Origin of the sequence: Aerococcus sp. UMB7834 (assembly GCF_030215145.1) — a bacterium.
GTDB lineage: Bacteria > Bacillota > Bacilli > Lactobacillales > Aerococcaceae > Aerococcus.
On the sequence record NZ_JASOLI010000012.1, the window covers coordinates 1 to 17,675 of the forward strand.

At 47.7% G+C, this 17,675-nt stretch carries 17 protein-coding genes; 2 read left to right on the forward strand and 15 right to left on the reverse strand.

Annotation, left to right across the window (positions count from 1 at the left end; all coding sequences use genetic code 11):
* Positions 1-201 precede the first annotated feature (201 nt).
* The 14 genes from QP339_RS08820 to QP339_RS08885 form a co-directional block, all read right to left on the reverse strand.
* Entirely contained in the window at positions 202-570 is a 369-nt protein-coding gene (locus tag QP339_RS08820; protein ID WP_284911203.1) for a DUF956 family protein, read from the reverse strand.
* 138 nt (positions 571-708) lie between these two features.
* The gene (locus QP339_RS08825; RefSeq protein ID WP_284911204.1) at positions 709-1,620 is read right to left on the reverse strand and encodes a PTS system mannose/fructose/sorbose family transporter subunit IID; all 912 of its coding nucleotides are present in this window, start codon (positions 1,618-1,620) and stop codon (positions 709-711) included.
* A gap of 17 nt (positions 1,621-1,637) precedes the next feature.
* Positions 1,638-2,450: a PTS mannose/fructose/sorbose transporter subunit IIC gene (locus QP339_RS08830; RefSeq protein ID WP_067973229.1), complete on the reverse strand. Its 813-nt coding sequence runs from the start codon at positions 2,448-2,450 to the stop codon at positions 1,638-1,640.
* A 28-nt stretch (positions 2,451-2,478) separates the two neighbouring features.
* A complete protein-coding gene (locus QP339_RS08835) occupies positions 2,479-3,471 on the reverse strand; it encodes a PTS sugar transporter subunit IIB (protein WP_284911205.1) in 993 nt (330 codons plus the stop codon).
* Positions 3,472-3,854: 383 nt separating this feature from the next.
* Complete coding sequence (tkt, locus tag QP339_RS08840) at positions 3,855-5,861, reverse strand: transketolase (RefSeq protein WP_284911206.1); 2,007 nt, start codon at positions 5,859-5,861, stop codon at positions 3,855-3,857.
* A gap of 160 nt (positions 5,862-6,021) precedes the next feature.
* Positions 6,022-6,723, reverse strand: coding sequence for a hypothetical protein (locus QP339_RS08845; RefSeq protein WP_070618261.1), 702 nt, complete (start codon positions 6,721-6,723; stop codon positions 6,022-6,024).
* Between the two features lie 11 nt (positions 6,724-6,734).
* Positions 6,735-7,460 (reverse strand): DUF5058 family protein, encoded by a 726-nt coding sequence (locus QP339_RS08850; protein ID WP_070618264.1) that lies wholly within the window; start codon positions 7,458-7,460, stop codon positions 6,735-6,737.
* Between the two features lie 156 nt (positions 7,461-7,616).
* Positions 7,617-8,765 (reverse strand): ArgE/DapE family deacylase, encoded by a 1,149-nt coding sequence (locus QP339_RS08855; protein ID WP_284878844.1) that lies wholly within the window; start codon positions 8,763-8,765, stop codon positions 7,617-7,619.
* Between the two features lie 180 nt (positions 8,766-8,945).
* Positions 8,946-9,905, reverse strand: coding sequence for a nucleoside hydrolase (locus QP339_RS08860; RefSeq protein ID WP_284911207.1), 960 nt, complete (start codon positions 9,903-9,905; stop codon positions 8,946-8,948).
* A 64-nt stretch (positions 9,906-9,969) separates the two neighbouring features.
* On the reverse strand, positions 9,970-10,737 hold the full coding sequence (locus tag QP339_RS08865; protein WP_284911208.1) for a PepSY domain-containing protein: 768 nt from the start codon (positions 10,735-10,737) through the stop codon (positions 9,970-9,972).
* 114 nt (positions 10,738-10,851) lie between these two features.
* Positions 10,852-11,598 (reverse strand): alpha/beta hydrolase, encoded by a 747-nt coding sequence (locus QP339_RS08870; RefSeq protein ID WP_284911209.1) that lies wholly within the window; start codon positions 11,596-11,598, stop codon positions 10,852-10,854.
* Positions 11,588-13,264, reverse strand: coding sequence for a 2-oxo acid dehydrogenase subunit E2 (locus QP339_RS08875; RefSeq protein ID WP_284911210.1), 1,677 nt, complete (start codon positions 13,262-13,264; stop codon positions 11,588-11,590). Before QP339_RS08875 ends, QP339_RS08870 begins: the two co-directional genes overlap by 11 nt.
* 16 nt (positions 13,265-13,280) lie before the next feature.
* Positions 13,281-14,282 carry an alpha-ketoacid dehydrogenase subunit beta gene (locus QP339_RS08880; protein ID WP_070618280.1) on the reverse strand — a complete coding sequence of 334 codons (1,002 nt, stop codon included), beginning with the start codon at positions 14,280-14,282 and terminating at the stop codon, positions 13,281-13,283.
* A gap of 16 nt (positions 14,283-14,298) precedes the next feature.
* Positions 14,299-15,348 (reverse strand): thiamine pyrophosphate-dependent enzyme, encoded by a 1,050-nt coding sequence (locus tag QP339_RS08885; RefSeq protein ID WP_284911211.1) that lies wholly within the window; start codon positions 15,346-15,348, stop codon positions 14,299-14,301.
* A 212-nt stretch (positions 15,349-15,560) separates the two neighbouring features.
* On the opposite strand from QP339_RS08885, the gene QP339_RS08890 reads away from it, so the two are divergent.
* Both QP339_RS08890 and QP339_RS08895 read left to right on the forward strand, forming a co-directional pair.
* Positions 15,561-16,067: a glycine/sarcosine/betaine reductase selenoprotein B family protein gene (locus QP339_RS08890; protein ID WP_284911212.1), complete on the forward strand. Its 507-nt coding sequence runs from the start codon at positions 15,561-15,563 to the stop codon at positions 16,065-16,067.
* A gap of 3 nt (positions 16,068-16,070) precedes the next feature.
* On the forward strand, positions 16,071-16,403 hold the full coding sequence (locus tag QP339_RS08895) for a hypothetical protein (protein ID WP_143236727.1): 333 nt from the start codon (positions 16,071-16,073) through the stop codon (positions 16,401-16,403).
* An 84-nt stretch (positions 16,404-16,487) separates the two neighbouring features.
* Here the strand turns inward: QP339_RS08895 and QP339_RS08900 are convergent, their stop codons facing one another.
* On the reverse strand, positions 16,488-17,402 hold the full coding sequence (locus QP339_RS08900) for a TDT family transporter (RefSeq protein WP_284911213.1): 915 nt from the start codon (positions 17,400-17,402) through the stop codon (positions 16,488-16,490).
* Positions 17,403-17,675 lie beyond the last annotated feature (273 nt).

A 17,675-nucleotide genomic window follows, 5' to 3' on the forward strand; every position in this document is an offset into this window, starting at 1 on the left:
TAAGAGCGAAGCATGCGCTCGTTTCTGACTTGTGAAATCACTCCGAGTCTGCCAAGCCGAACCCGACTAGAACAGGGGGTGAGGAGAAGTTATTTCTGCAATTTTGAACCCAACTACAAACTATAACTATTCGAAGGTCAGCTAGTTACAGATATCGTATGCTTGATCTGATTCAGGCCTAAGCGACTTTTTGTTACACTCTCATTTCTTCCCCCAGCCCAAAGCCTGCTTAACCACTTCAAAGAAAGAGAGTGAGCGGACAATCCGATCGGCTGGTACATACTCGCGCACTTGGCGCAACAAAGCCTTGGCATCTTTAGCCGCAAAGCTGAAGCTGCCGGCTTTTTTTGTTTGGATGGCAAAGCGGGGAATCCAACGGCCAGAGAAAAGGATGGAAACCACCACATAATCAATCTCCTCCCAGGGAATTTGAATAAAGTTGGCAGGATTGCGGTCGTCATAGAATTCAAAAGCTGCATTACCTAAGAGAATCTTACCATAATCTGTCATCCCTAAAAACGATGTTGCCTTGGTCACATAGACGACCTCTTGGTTCAAAGACTGTACCATAGAAACTCCTTTCAGATACTCAACAGCAGGGGCAAAAATTAAGAAAGCCCTGGATCACCGAAACAAAGGAGGAGCCAGGCAAAGGCGTGCCCTCAGTTTGTAGCGTGGAGGCCAGGACTAACTGTTGAAAATTTTTAATTACATGAGCCCAATGACATGGAGGATAACCCCCGCTGCGAAAAGACCCAGAATAATCACGATTGGTGAGACCTTCTTATTCAATAACCACATACAGAAGAGGGTCAGTAAGAGCCCCGCCAAACCAGGAATCAAGCTATCCAAGTTATCTTGGAGGGTGGTTACCTTAGTCGGATCGAGCGATAGGCCTTGAGCCTGTTGTTCTAAAGCGACCTTAATGCCTTCTGCACCGGCAGGGAGTTTATCCCATTCAATATATGCCCCTTGGTCGAGAGGAACCTCTGATACAACTGGGGTAAAGGAGATCGCTACCCAACGGTTAACCAAAGAGCCGAGGATGAACATCCCCAGAATCGAAGCCCCCTTGGTAATGTCTTGAAGTAAACCGCCTGACAAGTCTTCAGTAATCTTAGATCCTGCCTTATAGCCGAATTCCTGGGTATACCACATGAAGCCCAAACGAATAGCATTCCAAGCCACGAAATAAATGATTGGGCCGAGGATATTGCCCCCCATGGCCAGTGATGCAGCTAGGGCCCCAATAATTGGCTTCACAGTGAACCAAAAGACCGGGTCTCCGATCCCTGCTAAAGGACCCATCATCCCTACTTTAACCCCTTGGATAGCGACATCATCGACAGGTGCCCCATTAGCCCGTTCTTCTTCTAAGGCCAGAGTTACCCCAAGGATCGGTGAAGCCACATAAGGGTGGGTATTAAAGAATTCCAAGTGCCGCTGTAAGGCTTTTGCTTGTTCGTCTTTCGTCTTATAGAGTTTACGGATAGCTGGGATCATTGAGAAGACCCAGCCACCATTCTGCATCCGTTCATAGTTCCAAGAACCTTGGAGATAGGTGGAACGTAGCCAGATGGAAATCCGGTCACGTTTCGATAGTTTAACGCCTTCTGCCATTACGAATTCTCCTTTCTTTAATAGTCATCAATCAAGTCGCCGACAGGGTCCCCGGTATGTTTAGGTCCGGATTGGCCGTTCGACGACCCGCCCATTTTAGAGAGTTGGAGGTAAAGTAAAGCGAGCGCGATACCAATCGCCCCAAGCCCAATCAAGGTCAGCTCCTGGATCGTAGCGAGAACGAAACCGATAGCAAAGAAAGGCCAAACTTCCCGGGTAGCCATCATATTGATCACCATAGCATAACCTACAGCAACCACCATGCCCCCGCCAATGGACAGACCATCTGTCAACCAGTCGGGCATAGCCAAGAGAAGCTCACGCACAGGACCTGCCCCGATAGCTAGGATCAGAGCAGCAGGGATGGCGATCCGCACCCCTTGCATGACAATCGCGATCATATGCCAGATCTCTACTTTACGAACGTTCCCTTCAGCAGCAGCCCCGTCCATAATATGGACAATCCCAGTTGCTAGGGTCCGGCAGATAATGGTCAAAAGTAGACCCGCCACAGCTAGAGGGACGGCTAAGGCAATGGCTGAACCAATTCCAGCTTGACCCTGCCCCCCTAGGACCAAGATAATAGCTGATGCCACAGCGGCTAGGGCCGCATCCGGAGCAACCGCTGCCCCAATATTAGCCCAACCCAAGGCGATCATCTGTAAGGAACCACCTAGCATCAGACAGGGCCCTAGCTGGCCACTTACGAGACCAATCAAAGTGCAGGCAATCACAGGTTGGTGAAAATGCCAGGCATCCAAGATCCCCTCGGTACCAGCTAAGAAGGCAATAAAGATAATTAAAATAATTTGGATAATATTTAAATCCATGAGAATGTTCCCTCCTTAAGCATTTATTTTATGCATTCTGCTTGTCAATTTCTTTCTGAGCTTGCTGTAAGATACTGTCTATGTTGTCGCCTTGATCTGCAGGCACCTTACGCACATCAAAGCGCAGGCCTTGATCTTTCAAAGCTTGGAAGGTGTCAATATCGTCTTGACTGAAGGCCAAGACTTTATTGGGTTGGACCTTCCCCTTGCTGTGAGCCATAGAACCCACATTAATTTCTTCCAGTGGGACGCCGCCTTCAACTACCCGCAAGACATCTTGGGGATTTTCAAAAAGCAAGAGCGCCCGTTCCTTACCGAAGTGTTCTTGGTCTTTACCGATCTTAATCATCTGGTCAATCGGAATCACGTGAGCCTTAATTCCAGATGGGGCCGCCTGCTTGATCAGTTGGGTTCGCAGCTCATCCTTAGCTACCGCATCCGATACCACAATAATCCGCGTGGGATGAGTAGCCCGGGTCCAACCTGTCGCGACCTGACCGTGCAAGAGCCGGGAATCGATCCGAGCCAGGACAAAATCCATCTGCCCAGGGCTCCCCACCTGACCACTGCTGGCAGGAGTCTCTTCAGCCTGGACTTGCTCTGTCTCTTCTTCATCTTTCGCCAAGCCTTCCGGTAGGGGTTTGACCCCTTCTTTAGCCGTTGCTAGGATATGCCCGGCAATCTCCTGGGCCGTCTCCATGGAAAAGCGTGAAGCGTAAGCCTCGATCACCATAGGCAGGTTCATCCCGGACACAATGGCCCAGCTGTCTTCGTGGCCTTCAAAGAGATTGCTGGCCTGGTTGAAGGGCGTCCCTCCCCACAAATCAACTAAAAACAATACCTGGTCAGGATCAGAAAACGATGCGATAGCTTCTTCCATTTTGGCCCGCACATCCTCGGGGCCTTCAGAAGGAAGCAGGGTCACTGCCGCTACATCTTCTTGGTCGCCAAAGATCATGGCGCCCGATTGCAAAATACCATTCGCAAACTCACCGTGACTGGCGAGGATAATTCCAACCATCTCAATACCTCCTTGGTCAATTAATATAAATATAATAAGTCAATGAAAACGATTACTGATCTATTATACCTTTTTTAAACTTTCCTTTCAAGGCCAAATCCCTTTCGTTTACCACGATTTCGTAAGTCTATTGTCTTTCTAAAGAAACAAGCCTTGATCAACACTGCAATTGAACAGCTCCTTCGCTATAAAATTTGGTCCTTAAAAAGCCATGCTAGCAGCTTGAGCCCAGCTCTCTCGCCCAGCAAAACGCAAAGGGCTAGTAGGGCTAAGATTTTAGCCTACTAGCTGTAATTCACTTCAGTCGGGTAAGGTGAAAAATCCTAATCCAATGACAAAAAAGGCTGTGCCTCTAATTGGCACAGCCACATCTTTTAATGGATTTATTTTTGCTTGTCGATCACTTGGCGCATCTTATCTGCTACATTGTCAGCAGTGAAACCAAGTTTTTCTTGGATCAAGTCGCCTGGAGCAGAGAAGCCGAACTGGTCGATGGTCAAGCTAGTGCCTTGACTGCCAGTATAACGTTCCCAACCGAAGGAAGCGCTCATTTCAACAGCGAGTCGAGCGGTGACTTGATTTGGGAGAACACTTTCCTTGTAAGCCTCATCTTGGGCTTCAAAACGGTCCCAGCTTGGCATGGAGACAACCGCTACATCCACCCCATCTTCAGCTAATTTAGCTTGAGCTTGGATAGCCAGGGCAACTTCTGAGCCAGTTGCTAAGAGGAGGCCGGCTGCTTGGTCGTGGGCTCCTTGAGCAGGTGACACCACATAGGCTCCCTTATCAATTGGTGCATGAACAGTCGCTTCTAGACTTGGAAGTCCTTGACGGCTGAGAACGAGAACAGTTGGTTGATCTTGGGTTTCAATCGCTTGTTTCCAAGCCGCAACGGTTTCGTTGGCATCAGCTGGACGAATTACTTGCACATTAGGAATGCAGCGGATGCTGGCTAATTGTTCGATTGGCTCGTGGGTTGGACCATCTTCCCCAACCGCTACGGAGTCGTGGGTCATCACGAAGACTGGCGCCGTTCCTTGAATAGCAGCCAAGCGGAGGGCTGGGCGGAGATAGTCAACAAAGGAGAAGAAGGTCCCCCCGTAGACCTTGCTGCCGCCATGGAGCTGGATCCCATTCATCGCCGCTGCCATAGCGAACTCACGCACACCGAACCAGACATTGCGTCCAGCATAGTTATCAGCTGTGAAGTCTTCTTCGGCACTGACCATAGTCTTATTAGAAGACGCCAGGTCAGCTGCCCCACCCCAGAGATAAGGTAATTTTTCTGAGAGGACTTGGAGGACTTCATGGCTAGATTGGCGTGAAGCCAACTTGGAATCTGTACCATAAACTGGCAGGTTTTCTGCCCAGTCGCTAGGTAATTCTTGGCTGAAGCCCAATTCAAAGTCGCTGGCTAAGTTTGGATAAGCTTGGCGGTAAGCCTCAAAGCTTGCTTCCCAATCTGCTTCAGCCTGGGAGCCAGTTTCTACCATTTCTTCCTGGAAGCGCGCCTTAACTTCTTCGGGAACGAAGAAATCATCATTCTCCCATTGGTAAATGGCCTTAGCTGCAAGGATTCCTTCCTTACCTAAAGGTGCTCCATGGACGGCTGAACTGCCGGCATTAGGTGCCCCATAACCAATCACTGTCTTCACTTCGATCAGAGTCGGTTGGTCCGTGTGGGTCTTGGCTTCTTTAATGGCTTGGTCAATGGCTTCCAGGTCATTCCCATCTTCTACCCGGAGATAGTGCCAATTATTCGCTTCAAAGCGTTGTTGGACATTTTCTGTGAAGGCCTTAGAGGTCGGACCATCTAGGGAAATATCGTTCGAATCGTAGAGCACCACTAACTTGCCGAGACCCAGATGACCAGCTAAGGAAGCAGCTTCTTGGGAGATCCCTTCCATCAGGTCCCCATCCCCGCAAAGGGCATAGGTATAGTGGTCCACAATCTTGTGGTCGGCTTGGTTATAACGGGCTGCTAAGTGGGCTTCAGCCATGGCCATCCCAACAGCCATCGCAATCCCTTGGCCGAGTGGTCCAGTGGTCGCTTCAACCCCGTCTGTATGGTTCACTTCGGGATGGCCTGGTGTCCGACTTTCCCATTGGCGGAACGCCTTGAGATCATCAATCGTCACGTCATAACCTGCCAAGTGCAAGAGCGAATAAAGCATCGCTGACCCATGACCAGCAGAAAGAATGAAACGATCACGGTCAACCCAGTTTGTTGACGTTTTAGGGTTCACTTTTAAGTGTTTGGTCCAGAGCACGTAAGCCATTGGAGCTGCACCCATGGGCAAGCCGGGGTGGCCAGAGTTAGCCTTCTCAATCATGTCCATGCTGAGGGTACGAATCGTGTTTACGCCGAGCTCATCAACTTTATCGAACAATTACTTCACCTCTAAATTATTATTTCTAGGTCCTTGGACCCGGTTACAGTCTATCACTTCTATTATCCTAGAAGCGCCCAGGATATGCAATGTTTAAATTAAATTTTCATCCGATTTCCGGTAAGTGGAAAAAGGCTGGAAGATTTTTCCAGCCAATTGTTTAATATTCACTCAAGTGCCCCTTCTTGTACATGAAGTAAGCGGTAGCTACCGAAATGATCATGCAAGAAATCAGGATATAGGACTGGTATTGGGCGAATCCCTGGGGTCCTAGGATTAAGAAGATCCCGACCGCAAATAAGATAGGAGCTACGGATAGCTTCTTATGGTTGAGGATCTGAGGGACCGTAATGGCACCGTAGAGAGCCGGAATGATTTGGTCAAAACCTGGCTTCAGGAAGGGGTGGTTCAGGATAGGAACCAACCAGGAACCGATCAAGAAGGCCCCTAGAATCAAAATAATTATAGTCACAATGGAAGAAATCCCTACACAGATAATGGCGATCACATTCCCCTTATCCGTACCTGGTTCGACACCAGCAATCTTTTGACCGGCAACAGTTACCGGAATCTTCAAGTTCGTGATATTCCCGGTAATCGAACTGAGATACATAGCGCCTGCTCCGAGGATGGGATAGAAGGAAACATTCTCAACTACCGCTGTGGGAAGGAAGATCGCGATCAGTCCTGAAGCAGCGACCAGGGCCTTGCCAAAATCGAGGCCTACACCTAACCAGTAAGCCGTTCCTAGAGGGACCATGAACATCCCCATTAAGGCAATAACACTTGTGATCCGACCCAAGCGGTTAATCTCCCGGCTATATTGGGCATCGGATTCAATTTTTCTCTTATTCTCTGCCATACAAGCACCTCCTAAAAGACATTAGCGTAGATAATGACGGCCAGCATGCCCACAATCATGGAAATGGGCATCGAGAAGTCACTCAAGAGTCGCTGGTCGTAACGTTTGGATAAGGCATTGAGAGCCAGGGTACACAAGCCCGCCGCCACAAAAGCTATGATCGACGAAATATTGGCTACATTAGCCACATAAGGCGTGGATAGAGTAATCAGCATAGCTGTAAAAAGGGCTGCAGAGAAGATTCCTACAAAGGCCTTACTCTTAGGATTTTCCCGCATCTTCTGAGACATCTTATCCAGCTGCCCCATGAAGAGGATGTTAAAAAGAATCCCCCAGATAATTCCAATCGTCATCACAAACATAATAATCACATAGATCTTTGGCGTTAGGCCCGGGTCGGAAATATCCGTTAGCCCCTGACTTTGGGCTGCAATATTAGCCGCTGACCCCTCGTAGACAGCAGAGCCGACAATGGACAAGCGCAACCAAGGGAAATATTTACCTAGGGGTACCGACAGGGCGAGCATCATAACAATAATGGGAAGAGAAGGCACAATGGATAGAAGCGCACTATTGGTCATAGCCCGTTTCAGTACCTCTTTTTCCATGTCAAGTTCCAAGCCTCGCTTCCAAGCTTTACGAATAAAGAGCAGGGATTGGATGACAACAATTGCAATAACCAAGGCACAGAGGGCAAAGACCACTGGACTATTGGCTACTTTTAAATAGTCACTCATTATTTTCATCTCCTTTGATAAAAAAGGAGGCTAGGAGCTCATCCCAGTCCCCTCTTCGTTATTTAAATTTTTTGTCTTGCTAGCTAATGATTAAGACATCGCTTAAGCAAGAGCACAACAGATCGCCATCTACCATTCGATAGAGGCCCGTCATTTTTAGGCTAAGTAAGTTTTGGCTGTTTCGATATAGAGGTCAATAAATTTCAGGTAATCTGCTACTTCCACATACTCATCGAGCTTGTGGGCACGGGAGGTTTCCCCTGGGCCAAAGACTGCCAAGTCATAGTCATCACTGATCCGACCGAAGTTGGAAGCGTCGGTTGCGCCGGCTAGAGTTTGCGTCCCCACTTCCCAGTCAGCTGAAGCTTGGATAGCCTTAACTAGGGCATTGTCTGGGCTAGATTCAGCGGCGGGATTGTTTTGTAAGAGATTCAATTCCAGACGACCGTCATTCTGCTCGTTGAGTTCGTCCATAGTGTCTTGCATCATCTTAACCACTAAGTCATTGCCAGCTTCTGGCACCACCCGAGTATTAGCCTTCATGACTGCCTTGCTGGCGACACTATTGATCTGAGTCCCTGCTTCAATCACGGTGTTCACATTGAGCGAACGGCCCAGTTGGTCATTATAGGCTTCATCCGTATTAAAGGCTTGGTCGAATTTGTCATTCATGATATTAATATAGTCCACCAAGAGTTGGATGGCGTCGATCCCTTCTTCCGGCATGGAGCTGTGGGCACTCTCCCCATGGGCAATCACTTCATACTGGATAGAGCCTTTGTGGGCATTGATAATAGCTTCATTTCCGCTTGGTTCAGCGATCAAGAAGGCGTCGGCATCATCGAGGTAACCTTCATCAACCAATTGTTCCGAACCTAACATACCGATTTCTTCCCCAACCGTTAAGGCTAGGCGCAGGGTCCCCTTGAGGTCCGCATTAGCTTCTTTCAATTCAATGAGAGCAATCACGATAGCAGCTAGGCCAGACTTCATATCTGTCGTGCCGCGACCGTACATCTTACCGTCCACAATTTCAGCCCCAAAAGGATCGTGGCTCCATTCCTCATGATCGCCAGCTGCAACCACATCCAAGTGGCCACTATAAACCAAGACCTTACCTTCTTCTTGGCCCTTGATTTCAGCCACTAAGCTGCTCCGTCCTGGGGCATACTCTACCAATTGACTGTCAATCCCATGTTCTTGCAAAAGATCAGCAATATACTTAGCCACTTCTTCTTCATGGTCATTTTCACTTGGAATCTGAATAATGTCCTGTAAGACTTTGATACGTTCTTCTTTATTCATCCTAATCTACCTTTCTTCTCAGTAAATGTCATATATTATGTCAAAAAAGATTAAAAGCTACTTATATTTTATCTGATTTTAGGCCTTTTTGCAATTATTAGTTCTTTTTGCGTTATTTAATGTAACATATGGTGTAAGAAAAAAAGATCCAGACAAAGCTGGATCTTAGTCACTTATATCTTAAGCATTTTGGGCTAGCATGGCGCTAATCCGGGTCATGAATTCTTCGAGGAAGCGGTCCGTATCCACCTGAATAGCAACTGACATGCTAGGGTCTGGATCATTCAAGCGCTCGTTATCGCCAATAGTCCGGCCCCGGCTGGCACCTTCTGTTTCCACCTTCATATTGAGGGGCAGGTAGTCCACCAGATCTTCTTGGACGGCTACTGCAACGGCCAGGGGATCGTGGAGGGCACAGCCCTTCAGATGGGGTGAGGTGATTTCATAAGCTTTGATATAGTAGTCAACAATATCAGCCAAAACCCGGCCGGCCTCCGTCCCCAGGGCCCGCCACTTCGCGGTGTCCTCATAGGTCAGAAGGGTGCGGAGAGTCACATCCAGGCCAACCATGGTCACATGGACATCACTTCTGAACAAGCGGTCAGCTGCCGCTGGATCTTGGTTGATGTTAGCTTCCGTATAAGGGGTCACATTGCCGCAGACCGTTAAGGCCCCACCCATGATGACAATCTTACCGGCCTTCTTGAGGGTCGCTTCATCTTGGGCCAAGGCCGCATCGAGGTTAGTCATGGGACCCGTAGCCACAATGATTAAGTCCTCGCCATAGAGGTCGCAAGCCGACAGGATAAAGTCAACGGCGGATTCTTGGCTAGGCTGGCGGGCAGAATCTGCCAAGTCGACATTGCCAATCCCATCCTCACCATGGATGAGAGCTGAAACCTCTAAGACTTCAAAGTCAGACTTGTCGCTAGCATGGGCTAGGCCAGGAAAAACAGGCACCTGGTCCTGGCCAAAAAGATCCAAGAGCTTCAAGGCATTGCGAAGGCCATCCGCCATCAAGACATTCCCATAAGTTCCTGTAATGCCGATCAATTCAACTTCCTTTGAGGCAACAGCGTAGGCAATGGCCAGGGCATCATCGATCCCTGTATCCAAATCGAGAATAATTTTTTTCGTCATGGTTCTTACTCCTTGTTCACATGGTTCCGGCACGAGGGCCTTACTGGACGGTCAAATTTCTAAACTAATCTTGGTCGTAGGCAACAACTTCTCCGGATTCGGCATCAATCTTCACTTCACCCTTGCTTTGGCGACCATCGCGGAGGTCCACCTTCCAGTAGAACTTGCCATCGCTGTCGCGTTCAAGCTCCCATTGCGTTGCTTGGTCAGCACGCGCTTCCTTAAGGGCAATTTCAGTAGCCTCTTCTAAGCTAATCACTTGGTCTAATTGGAAGCGGTCTTTAGGGTCATTGGCACTGCCCACTTCTTCCTTCTTCTCAACAATGGCCAAGTCATCCGCCAAGGTCAGACTGTAATCCTTGTCGTCATCTTCCCCTTCGATTTCAAAGCGGGAATCGCCTTCCGCTTCCACCTCAATGCTGGTCAATTCAGCACTTGGGAATTGATCTTTGAAGCTAGCAACAGCTTCTTCTAAATCCTTAGTAATAGCTGCGACATCTGTCTCAGCCCCGCGGCGGTCAGAGTGGGACCGGCTGGACTCTGACGAAGTCCGACGAGAGCTTTCTTCCCGATCATCTCGGTCGCCTTTATCCTCTTGGTCATCTCGGTCATCTTGACTATTTTGACTTGCTTCACTGCGGCTAGACTTCTTACTTTCCTTGGATGCGCTGGAAGACTGGTTCTCTTGAGCTTGGTCCTGGCTATCCTGGCTCGATTCTTCTTGTGTTAAGGGATCCACCCGTTGTGCTTCCTCGCTCGGTTGAGCTTGGCAGGCCACCAAGAAAGTAGAAGCTAGCAAAATAGTTGAAGTCCGTTTAATCCATTTTTTCATTCGATATTCCTCCTTAAAAGCATATCACATGTCATAAATTTAGCTTAGCACATCTGCCTCTAAGAAGCACCCAAAAGCCCTTCAGGACAAGCTAAATAAGGAAATTTATGACGATCAAATGGACAAGGAGGCCAGGAAATGACAGATATCTTGAACTAGACAGTTCTTGACGGAATCCCCCTCTAAGTAATGGTTAGCTTGAGGATAAATATGGAGGCTAGGCTTTCCTTTAGTCGACAAGAGCCGGCACAAACGCTCGGCGACTTGGACAGACACCACTTCATCCGCTTGACCGTGCCCTATAAAGACAGGCTGGTCAAGCGAAGCCAAGCGCTCAAAATTTTCATCCATCCATTGGTTCATCCCACTCAAAACCTGGTCAAATTCTTCAAAGAGCTCCTGAGCCTGGTCACGGTCAGCTACGGTCGGCACACCTTCCAAAGACCGATAGTATTTTTGGCGCATAAAATAAGGAATCCGAGTCTGTCTCAAATCCGTCAGTATCGGACACGATAAACTAATGACAGCCTGCACTCGGTCTGTTTCACAAGCCAGAGCGAGGGCCAGGAAGGCACCTAGGGATAAGCCTGCAGCGACCACATTCTGGTGACCTTCTTTCTTTAAAAAGCTCAGAGCCGAGCGGGCATCCTCTAAATAAGTAGACAATGGAGCTGTTAAAACCATTTTTAAATCGCCTTCTTGGTGGCTGCGATAGTAAGGAAGGTATAGGGCATACCCCTCCTGTTGCAAGCTTTCAGCGAGCGACTCTACTTGATTGGGACTATCCCCTAAAGAATGCATCAGTAAAATAGCCGGTTTATCAGCCTGGCCTGGCCAATAAGACGTCCTTTTACGCGTCATTTGCATGGTCCCCTTCTAATAATTCGGCTTCCATCTGAAAGAGGAGGCTAGGTTTCTCAATCATATCTTTAATAAAGTTAATAATACGAACGATCTTATCCCGGGTAACAATCCGCGCATCCACAACTAGGGTCATCGCTTTCAAAGGACGAACCACCATCTCGCCTTCTCGAACGACCACTTCATCTTGACTAGCCGCCAAGCCTAAAATAGCAGCATCAGGGTAGTGAATGATCGGAACAAAACCATCTACAGGGCCATACTCCGACAGATCGGTCAGTGTAATGGTTGATTCTGAATTAGTTTCATAGTTAAAAATACGTTCTTTTTTGACTTCATATTCTAGCTCAGCCAAACGTTTTTCAATCTGAGCTAGCGACATGTCTTGGGCATCCTTGACTACCGGGGTAAATAAGCCTTGAACGGTATTCATTTCAATCCCGACATTGACATAAGATTTAAAACGGAAGACAGAGACCACATCATCAATGCTGGCGTTCAGTTCGGGATAACGATGAGCCGCAATACATAGCGCTTTAATGAAATAAGGGAGGTAGTCTTGCTTACCTAGACGGTCACCCTTTTGGATTTTTAGATAGGTTCTCAGTTCAGTCATATCGACTTTAACTTGAACAGAGAAAGGAGGAACTTTGTGATGGGTCATTTCGAAGCGAGAGGCATTATATTTACGAATATAAGTTTCTTCACGCCCCTGCTCTTCGTCAGGCCGATGAGTCCAATAGCCTGGGTCTAGTTCATTAATCCAACGATAGTTCCATTCCCGTTCGCCCACCGCATGGTCAAGGGCCATATCCACCATTTCCTTGGTCACAATCCCGTCCTCATTAACCGGCAAACGCGACAGGTCTAAATGATTAGCCACTGCATATTGGCGAACAGCCGGCGCAGCTTTAACGGTTTCGGCGCGTTTCTCTAATTCTTCCTTAGGCAGTTCATTAGCCACATGGACAGGAATGGGTTGGCTGCCATCTTCTGAATGCATAAAGTTAGTCTGCAAGGGCTCTAAATAGCGCTGCTTACGCTGGCTAGCTGCTTTTGGTTCCCCTTGTTGGGCCTGGCCTTGTTCAGCCATGAAGGTTTTATCAACCTGGGGTGCTTGAACTTTTTCTTTAGGCTGCTGTCCATGGACGCGCTGGAAGATTTCAGCAGCTGATCCGGTTTCTTCAACGATCAAATAATCGCCATCATCAGCTGCTTCTGCTGGGCTCACTTCTTCTTGGTCTTCTTTTTCCGCTTGATCTGAAGGTATACCGCTTGTCTCTTCAGTCACTGCTTCATTTGACGCCAATTTTGCCTGGTCGTTTTCTGGGGCGGGAGCGAGTTTTTCATCTGCTGAAGCTTGAACAATCTGTCCGTCTTCTGCCACTCGACCCGCATCACCACCGGCTCCTGTTCTCAAGTCAGACTTGCCGTCGTCGATCAAAAGCACCTTTTCATTGCGGAAGATATAATCGCCTAATTCAATATAGAATTTTTCGATGACACCATCCACTGGAGAAGCTAGCGCTCCTGTTGCTTTGTCCGTTTCCATTTCAGCAATCACGTCACCTTCCTTAACGCGATCGCCCACTTGTTTATGAACGGCTACCATCTGAGCCTCGAAGATCCCCTCACCAAGAGGAGGTAGTTTTACTAAAAATGCCATAGATTATTCCTTTCATTTATCCATTAACTGTTTCCCTGATAGCTTGCAAGATATCCTCTGCACCTGGCAGCCAATCATCTTCGACCTGTTTGAAGGGGAAAGAAGTATTTGGAGCTGATAAAAAGCCAATCGGTCTTAATAAGTCATAAAATGCCCGACGAGCCATCTCTGATACAATCCGGTTACCAAGTCCAGCAATCCCCTGGGCCTCTTGAACCACTAGCAGGTGCTGGGTCTTTTGTACCGAACGCAGGATGGTCTCATAATCTATCGGGTGGACAATTCTTAAATCAATCACTTCCACCTGGATGCCTTCCTCAGCAGCGCGCGCCGCAGCTTCTTTAGCATAGCGCACCATCGCACCATAAGTCACCAGGGTCAAATCTTCCCCTTCGCTAAGAACTTTAGCTCGGTCGAGATCAATGCTATAGCTTTCTTCAGGCACCTTCTCACGGAATGACCGGTACAAGAGCATATGCTCCAAGAAGATCACAGGCCCATCATCCCGAATAGCAGCCGTGAGCAAGCCCTTAGCATCGATTGCTGAAGACGGCACGACGACTTTCAGACCTGGAAACTGGGCCAGCAAGCCTTCAAAGTTATCTGGGTGAAATTCTGGGGTACCAACGCCCCCACCAAAGGGCGCTCTCACCACAACGGACATGGCTAGGTGGCCACCGGTCCGATAAGAGGCCCGGGCCATTTGGTTGATACTATCCATAGTCTCAAAGATAAAGCCTAAGAATTGGATTTCGATCACGGGACGGAAGCCTTGGTAGGCTAGACCAATTGCCATCCCCGATATACCGGACTCAGCTAAGGGCGTATCGAGGACGCGCTGCTTGCCAAATTTTTCTTGGAGGCCTTCTGTCGCGCGGAAGACGCCCCCATTCTTTCCAATATCTTGTCCAAAGAGAACCACTCGGTCATCCTGGGCCATTTCAAGCTCCAAGGCTTGATTGATAGCTCTCACCATGGTTAAATTATTGCCTGCTTCAGGATTTTTTCGATTATACATAAGTCGCTCCTCTCCCTTACTCTGAATCGCTGACTGAATCAGGATACTGCCATGCCAAGGTCTCCTCCAAGGTCATTGGGACTTCGCCTTCGCTTTCAGCCATGCCTTGTTTGATGCTTTCGACCGCTTCTTCATAGAAACTGACTTCTGTTTCTTCTGAATACAAGCCCTTGGCCGTTAAATACTTGCCATAACGCAAGAGCGGGTCTCTGGCCTCCCAATAATCGAGTGAGGCTTGGTCACGATAGCGCATGGGGTCATCGCCCATAGTCGAATGTGGCTCCATGCGGTTGGTGACTAATTCAACCACTACCGGCCCCTTGCCCGAAGCAGCATGCGTCCTAGCTTCTTTAGCCACACAGTAGCTTGCGAGCGGGTCATTGCCATCAACACGGACACCTGGAATTCCTGCAGCTACTGCTTTTTGAGCCAGGGTCTGCGCCTGGCTCTGTTGGCTGAGCGGAGTCGAAATCGCATAGCCATTGTTTTGAATAAAAATAACTAGTGGGCTCTGATAAACCCCAGCGAAGTTCATCGCTTCATAAGTATCCCCTTGTGAGGTGCCCCCATCCCCAATATAGGTGAAAGTCACTTGCGGAGACCCTTTGAGCTTTTGTCCTAAGGCATTGCCCTGGGCCTGGACTAACTGGGCCCCAATAATGATTTGTGGTAGGGCTGCATGGATACCCTTCTCATAAATAAAGCTCGACCCCTTCACATGCCCCTTAGACCAATTGTAAACATCAGCAACTGAAGCCCCATGCATTAGCAATTGGGGGATGTCGCGGTAGGAACCAAAGAGAAAATCCTCCTTTTCAAAGGCGTAATGGCTGGCGATCATCGCCGCTTCCTGTCCTTTAGAAGGCGCATAGAAGCCCATCCGCCCTTGCTGGGAATAGGAATTGGTTTGTTCATCAAAAGCTCGTGCAAAGACCATACGTCGCATTAATTCAACCAGTTCATTATCTGTTAAATCCGTTAGCAAGTCTGCATTGACGACTTCGCCATTCTTATCAATTGCCTGTAATAACGGGAATTGTTCAGCAATAACCTGTGACTGTTCCAAATTTAAAATCGTATTTTTTTTCTACGTCGCCTTGACTCATATTAATGCCACCCTTTTCTATTGAAATAAGACTTGTGTCATTCATTCACAATTATAGCAAATATTCATTTCTTTGCCTAATTCAGTCCCAAGCTTTAATTGACTCTGACCAAGCATTCGACTATACTAGCACTAGTTGTGAAAGCATGGCTTATTATTAAGGAGGTGATCGCATGAAACATGTTGATTCAACGATGCCCACCAATCATGATCGTCAAACGATTGAAGCGCAAACCGCAAAGTCTCATAATCTGGAGGCAATGACCCTCACTTGGAGACAAGCACCACAAATCGCACCGGTGATTGATAAACCCTTATCCGATCTCCGTGTCGCCATTGCCGCTTCTACCGGTGTCCACCTTAGAACGGATAAACCTTTTATTCTTACAGGAGATGCCTCTTACCGTATTATCCCAGGAGACGCTGATTACCGAGATCTGACCATCAGTCACGTCCGTTATCCGAATCAGGCTGCCCACCGCGATCTTGATGTTGTCTATCCTTTGAAAACTCTTCGCTATATGGCTGAAAAAAATATCATCGGCGAAATTTCACCAGTCAATATTTCCTGGATGGGACACGTCCCACGCGTTGATGTGCTGATTGAAGTAACAGCTAAACAAATTGCTGAAACTTTAGAAGAAAACCAAGTGGACTTGGTGCTCCTCTCGCCTGGCTGATTTATGTGTCACCAGTCCGTGGGATTGGTCGCTCGAGAAATCGAAAGCCGTGGGATAAGAACCGTTCTTGTCGGACATTTCCCTCATATTGCTGAAAGGATCCGTCCACCGCGCATGTATATTGTCGATGCCCCACTTGGAGAAACTTTCTCAAGTGCCTATGACTACCACATGCATGAAGTGATTGTTCACGAAGCTCTCGAATTTGCTCGCACTGGTGGGAGTGAATTAATTTACTACCCACCTTATGTCTGGAAAGATTATACCGGTCTGGTTCTTCCTGAAGGTGTTGAAGATCCACAACCGATTATTATCAAGAACCCTAGAGCACTATAAATTAAATACTAAAAAGGCTTTGGAATCCCTTCTTTCTTAGTTAGAAGGGGCCAAAGCCTTTTTTGTTAGTCATTCAGCGGTCGCCTATTCTGACTTAAAGATCAAGCGCATATAGCCATAGAGAACATAGGCAACAATAGCTATAGCGACTACGGTCTCCAGCAATACAAGCAGACTCGTCAGCGCATTATTCCATCCCAAAACAGGCAGGGCTAATTTCAAAGAGAGAGCCGAAATGACGAGGGGGAAGGTTAAAGCTGCTGAGGTAGGAAAGAAACCTAGACGAATCAATCGAGGAAGTTGGACCAAGATGCTGAAGTAAAGCAGCTGAGAGAAGACTAGGAGAATAGCCAAGAGCAAGTGAGAAGGTTCTTGGAAACTATTCACATAACCAGCTACTAAGAGGGAGAAAGGCGCACATAAGATCGCCGTTGTGAGCTGGGCAGGTTGAGGCAAGTCGCGTAAGCCATAAACCCGGTAGAGCATAAAAGGCATCACGGCAATCCCTCCAATTAAACCAAACCAGAACAAAATCTGTCCCAAGAAAAAGTTATCGTAAACAGGGGCCGTCACACTAGCCACCACAAAACCAACAAAAACAACCCCCCAAGAAGGAAAGACGACATTCATTTTGCGTTGGGGAAGATAGCGTGCGAGATAACGAATCACTAAAACTAAATTAAAGATTAAACCTACATACCAAATCACTTCAGCTAACGTGATTGGTAGCTTCAATAAAGGCGTTAAATAAGTTGATAATAACATGATCGACATGGGATAAGTCGGAAAGACAGAAGCTGGTAGGGGGGCACTCATCTCTTCTTTAAAGGCTGAATAATTCACAAATAAATTCAAGGTATAAGCCATAAAAAGAAGCAAAGCAAGGCCACCCAAAACCAGGCGAATCCCCGCCCCGTAAGACTGAAGTAAGTTACCCAAAGTCGCTAGCGCCAAAATTAAGCCAGACATAGCGAAAGGCTGTCTCTTCAAATAATTCATAAGATTTCCTCCTAAAAAAGATATACTAATCACTCGAATTATAGCAATAAATGAAGCCAATCACAAATCAGACTTTCCGTTCAAAACATATGGGAATATTGAATCAGGGTGTGAGGGCGCGCGGGTAGGAGTGGATCTCTGGAGAAAAGCAACCGAGAAGACTAAAAGTCTTCGACAGTGCTTTGTGAAGAGGAGCCACTTCCGCGCGACCAAACCCAACTATCAAGGTGTGAGGCTTGGATGATTGGACCAAGACACCCAAGCAAGTCAAAT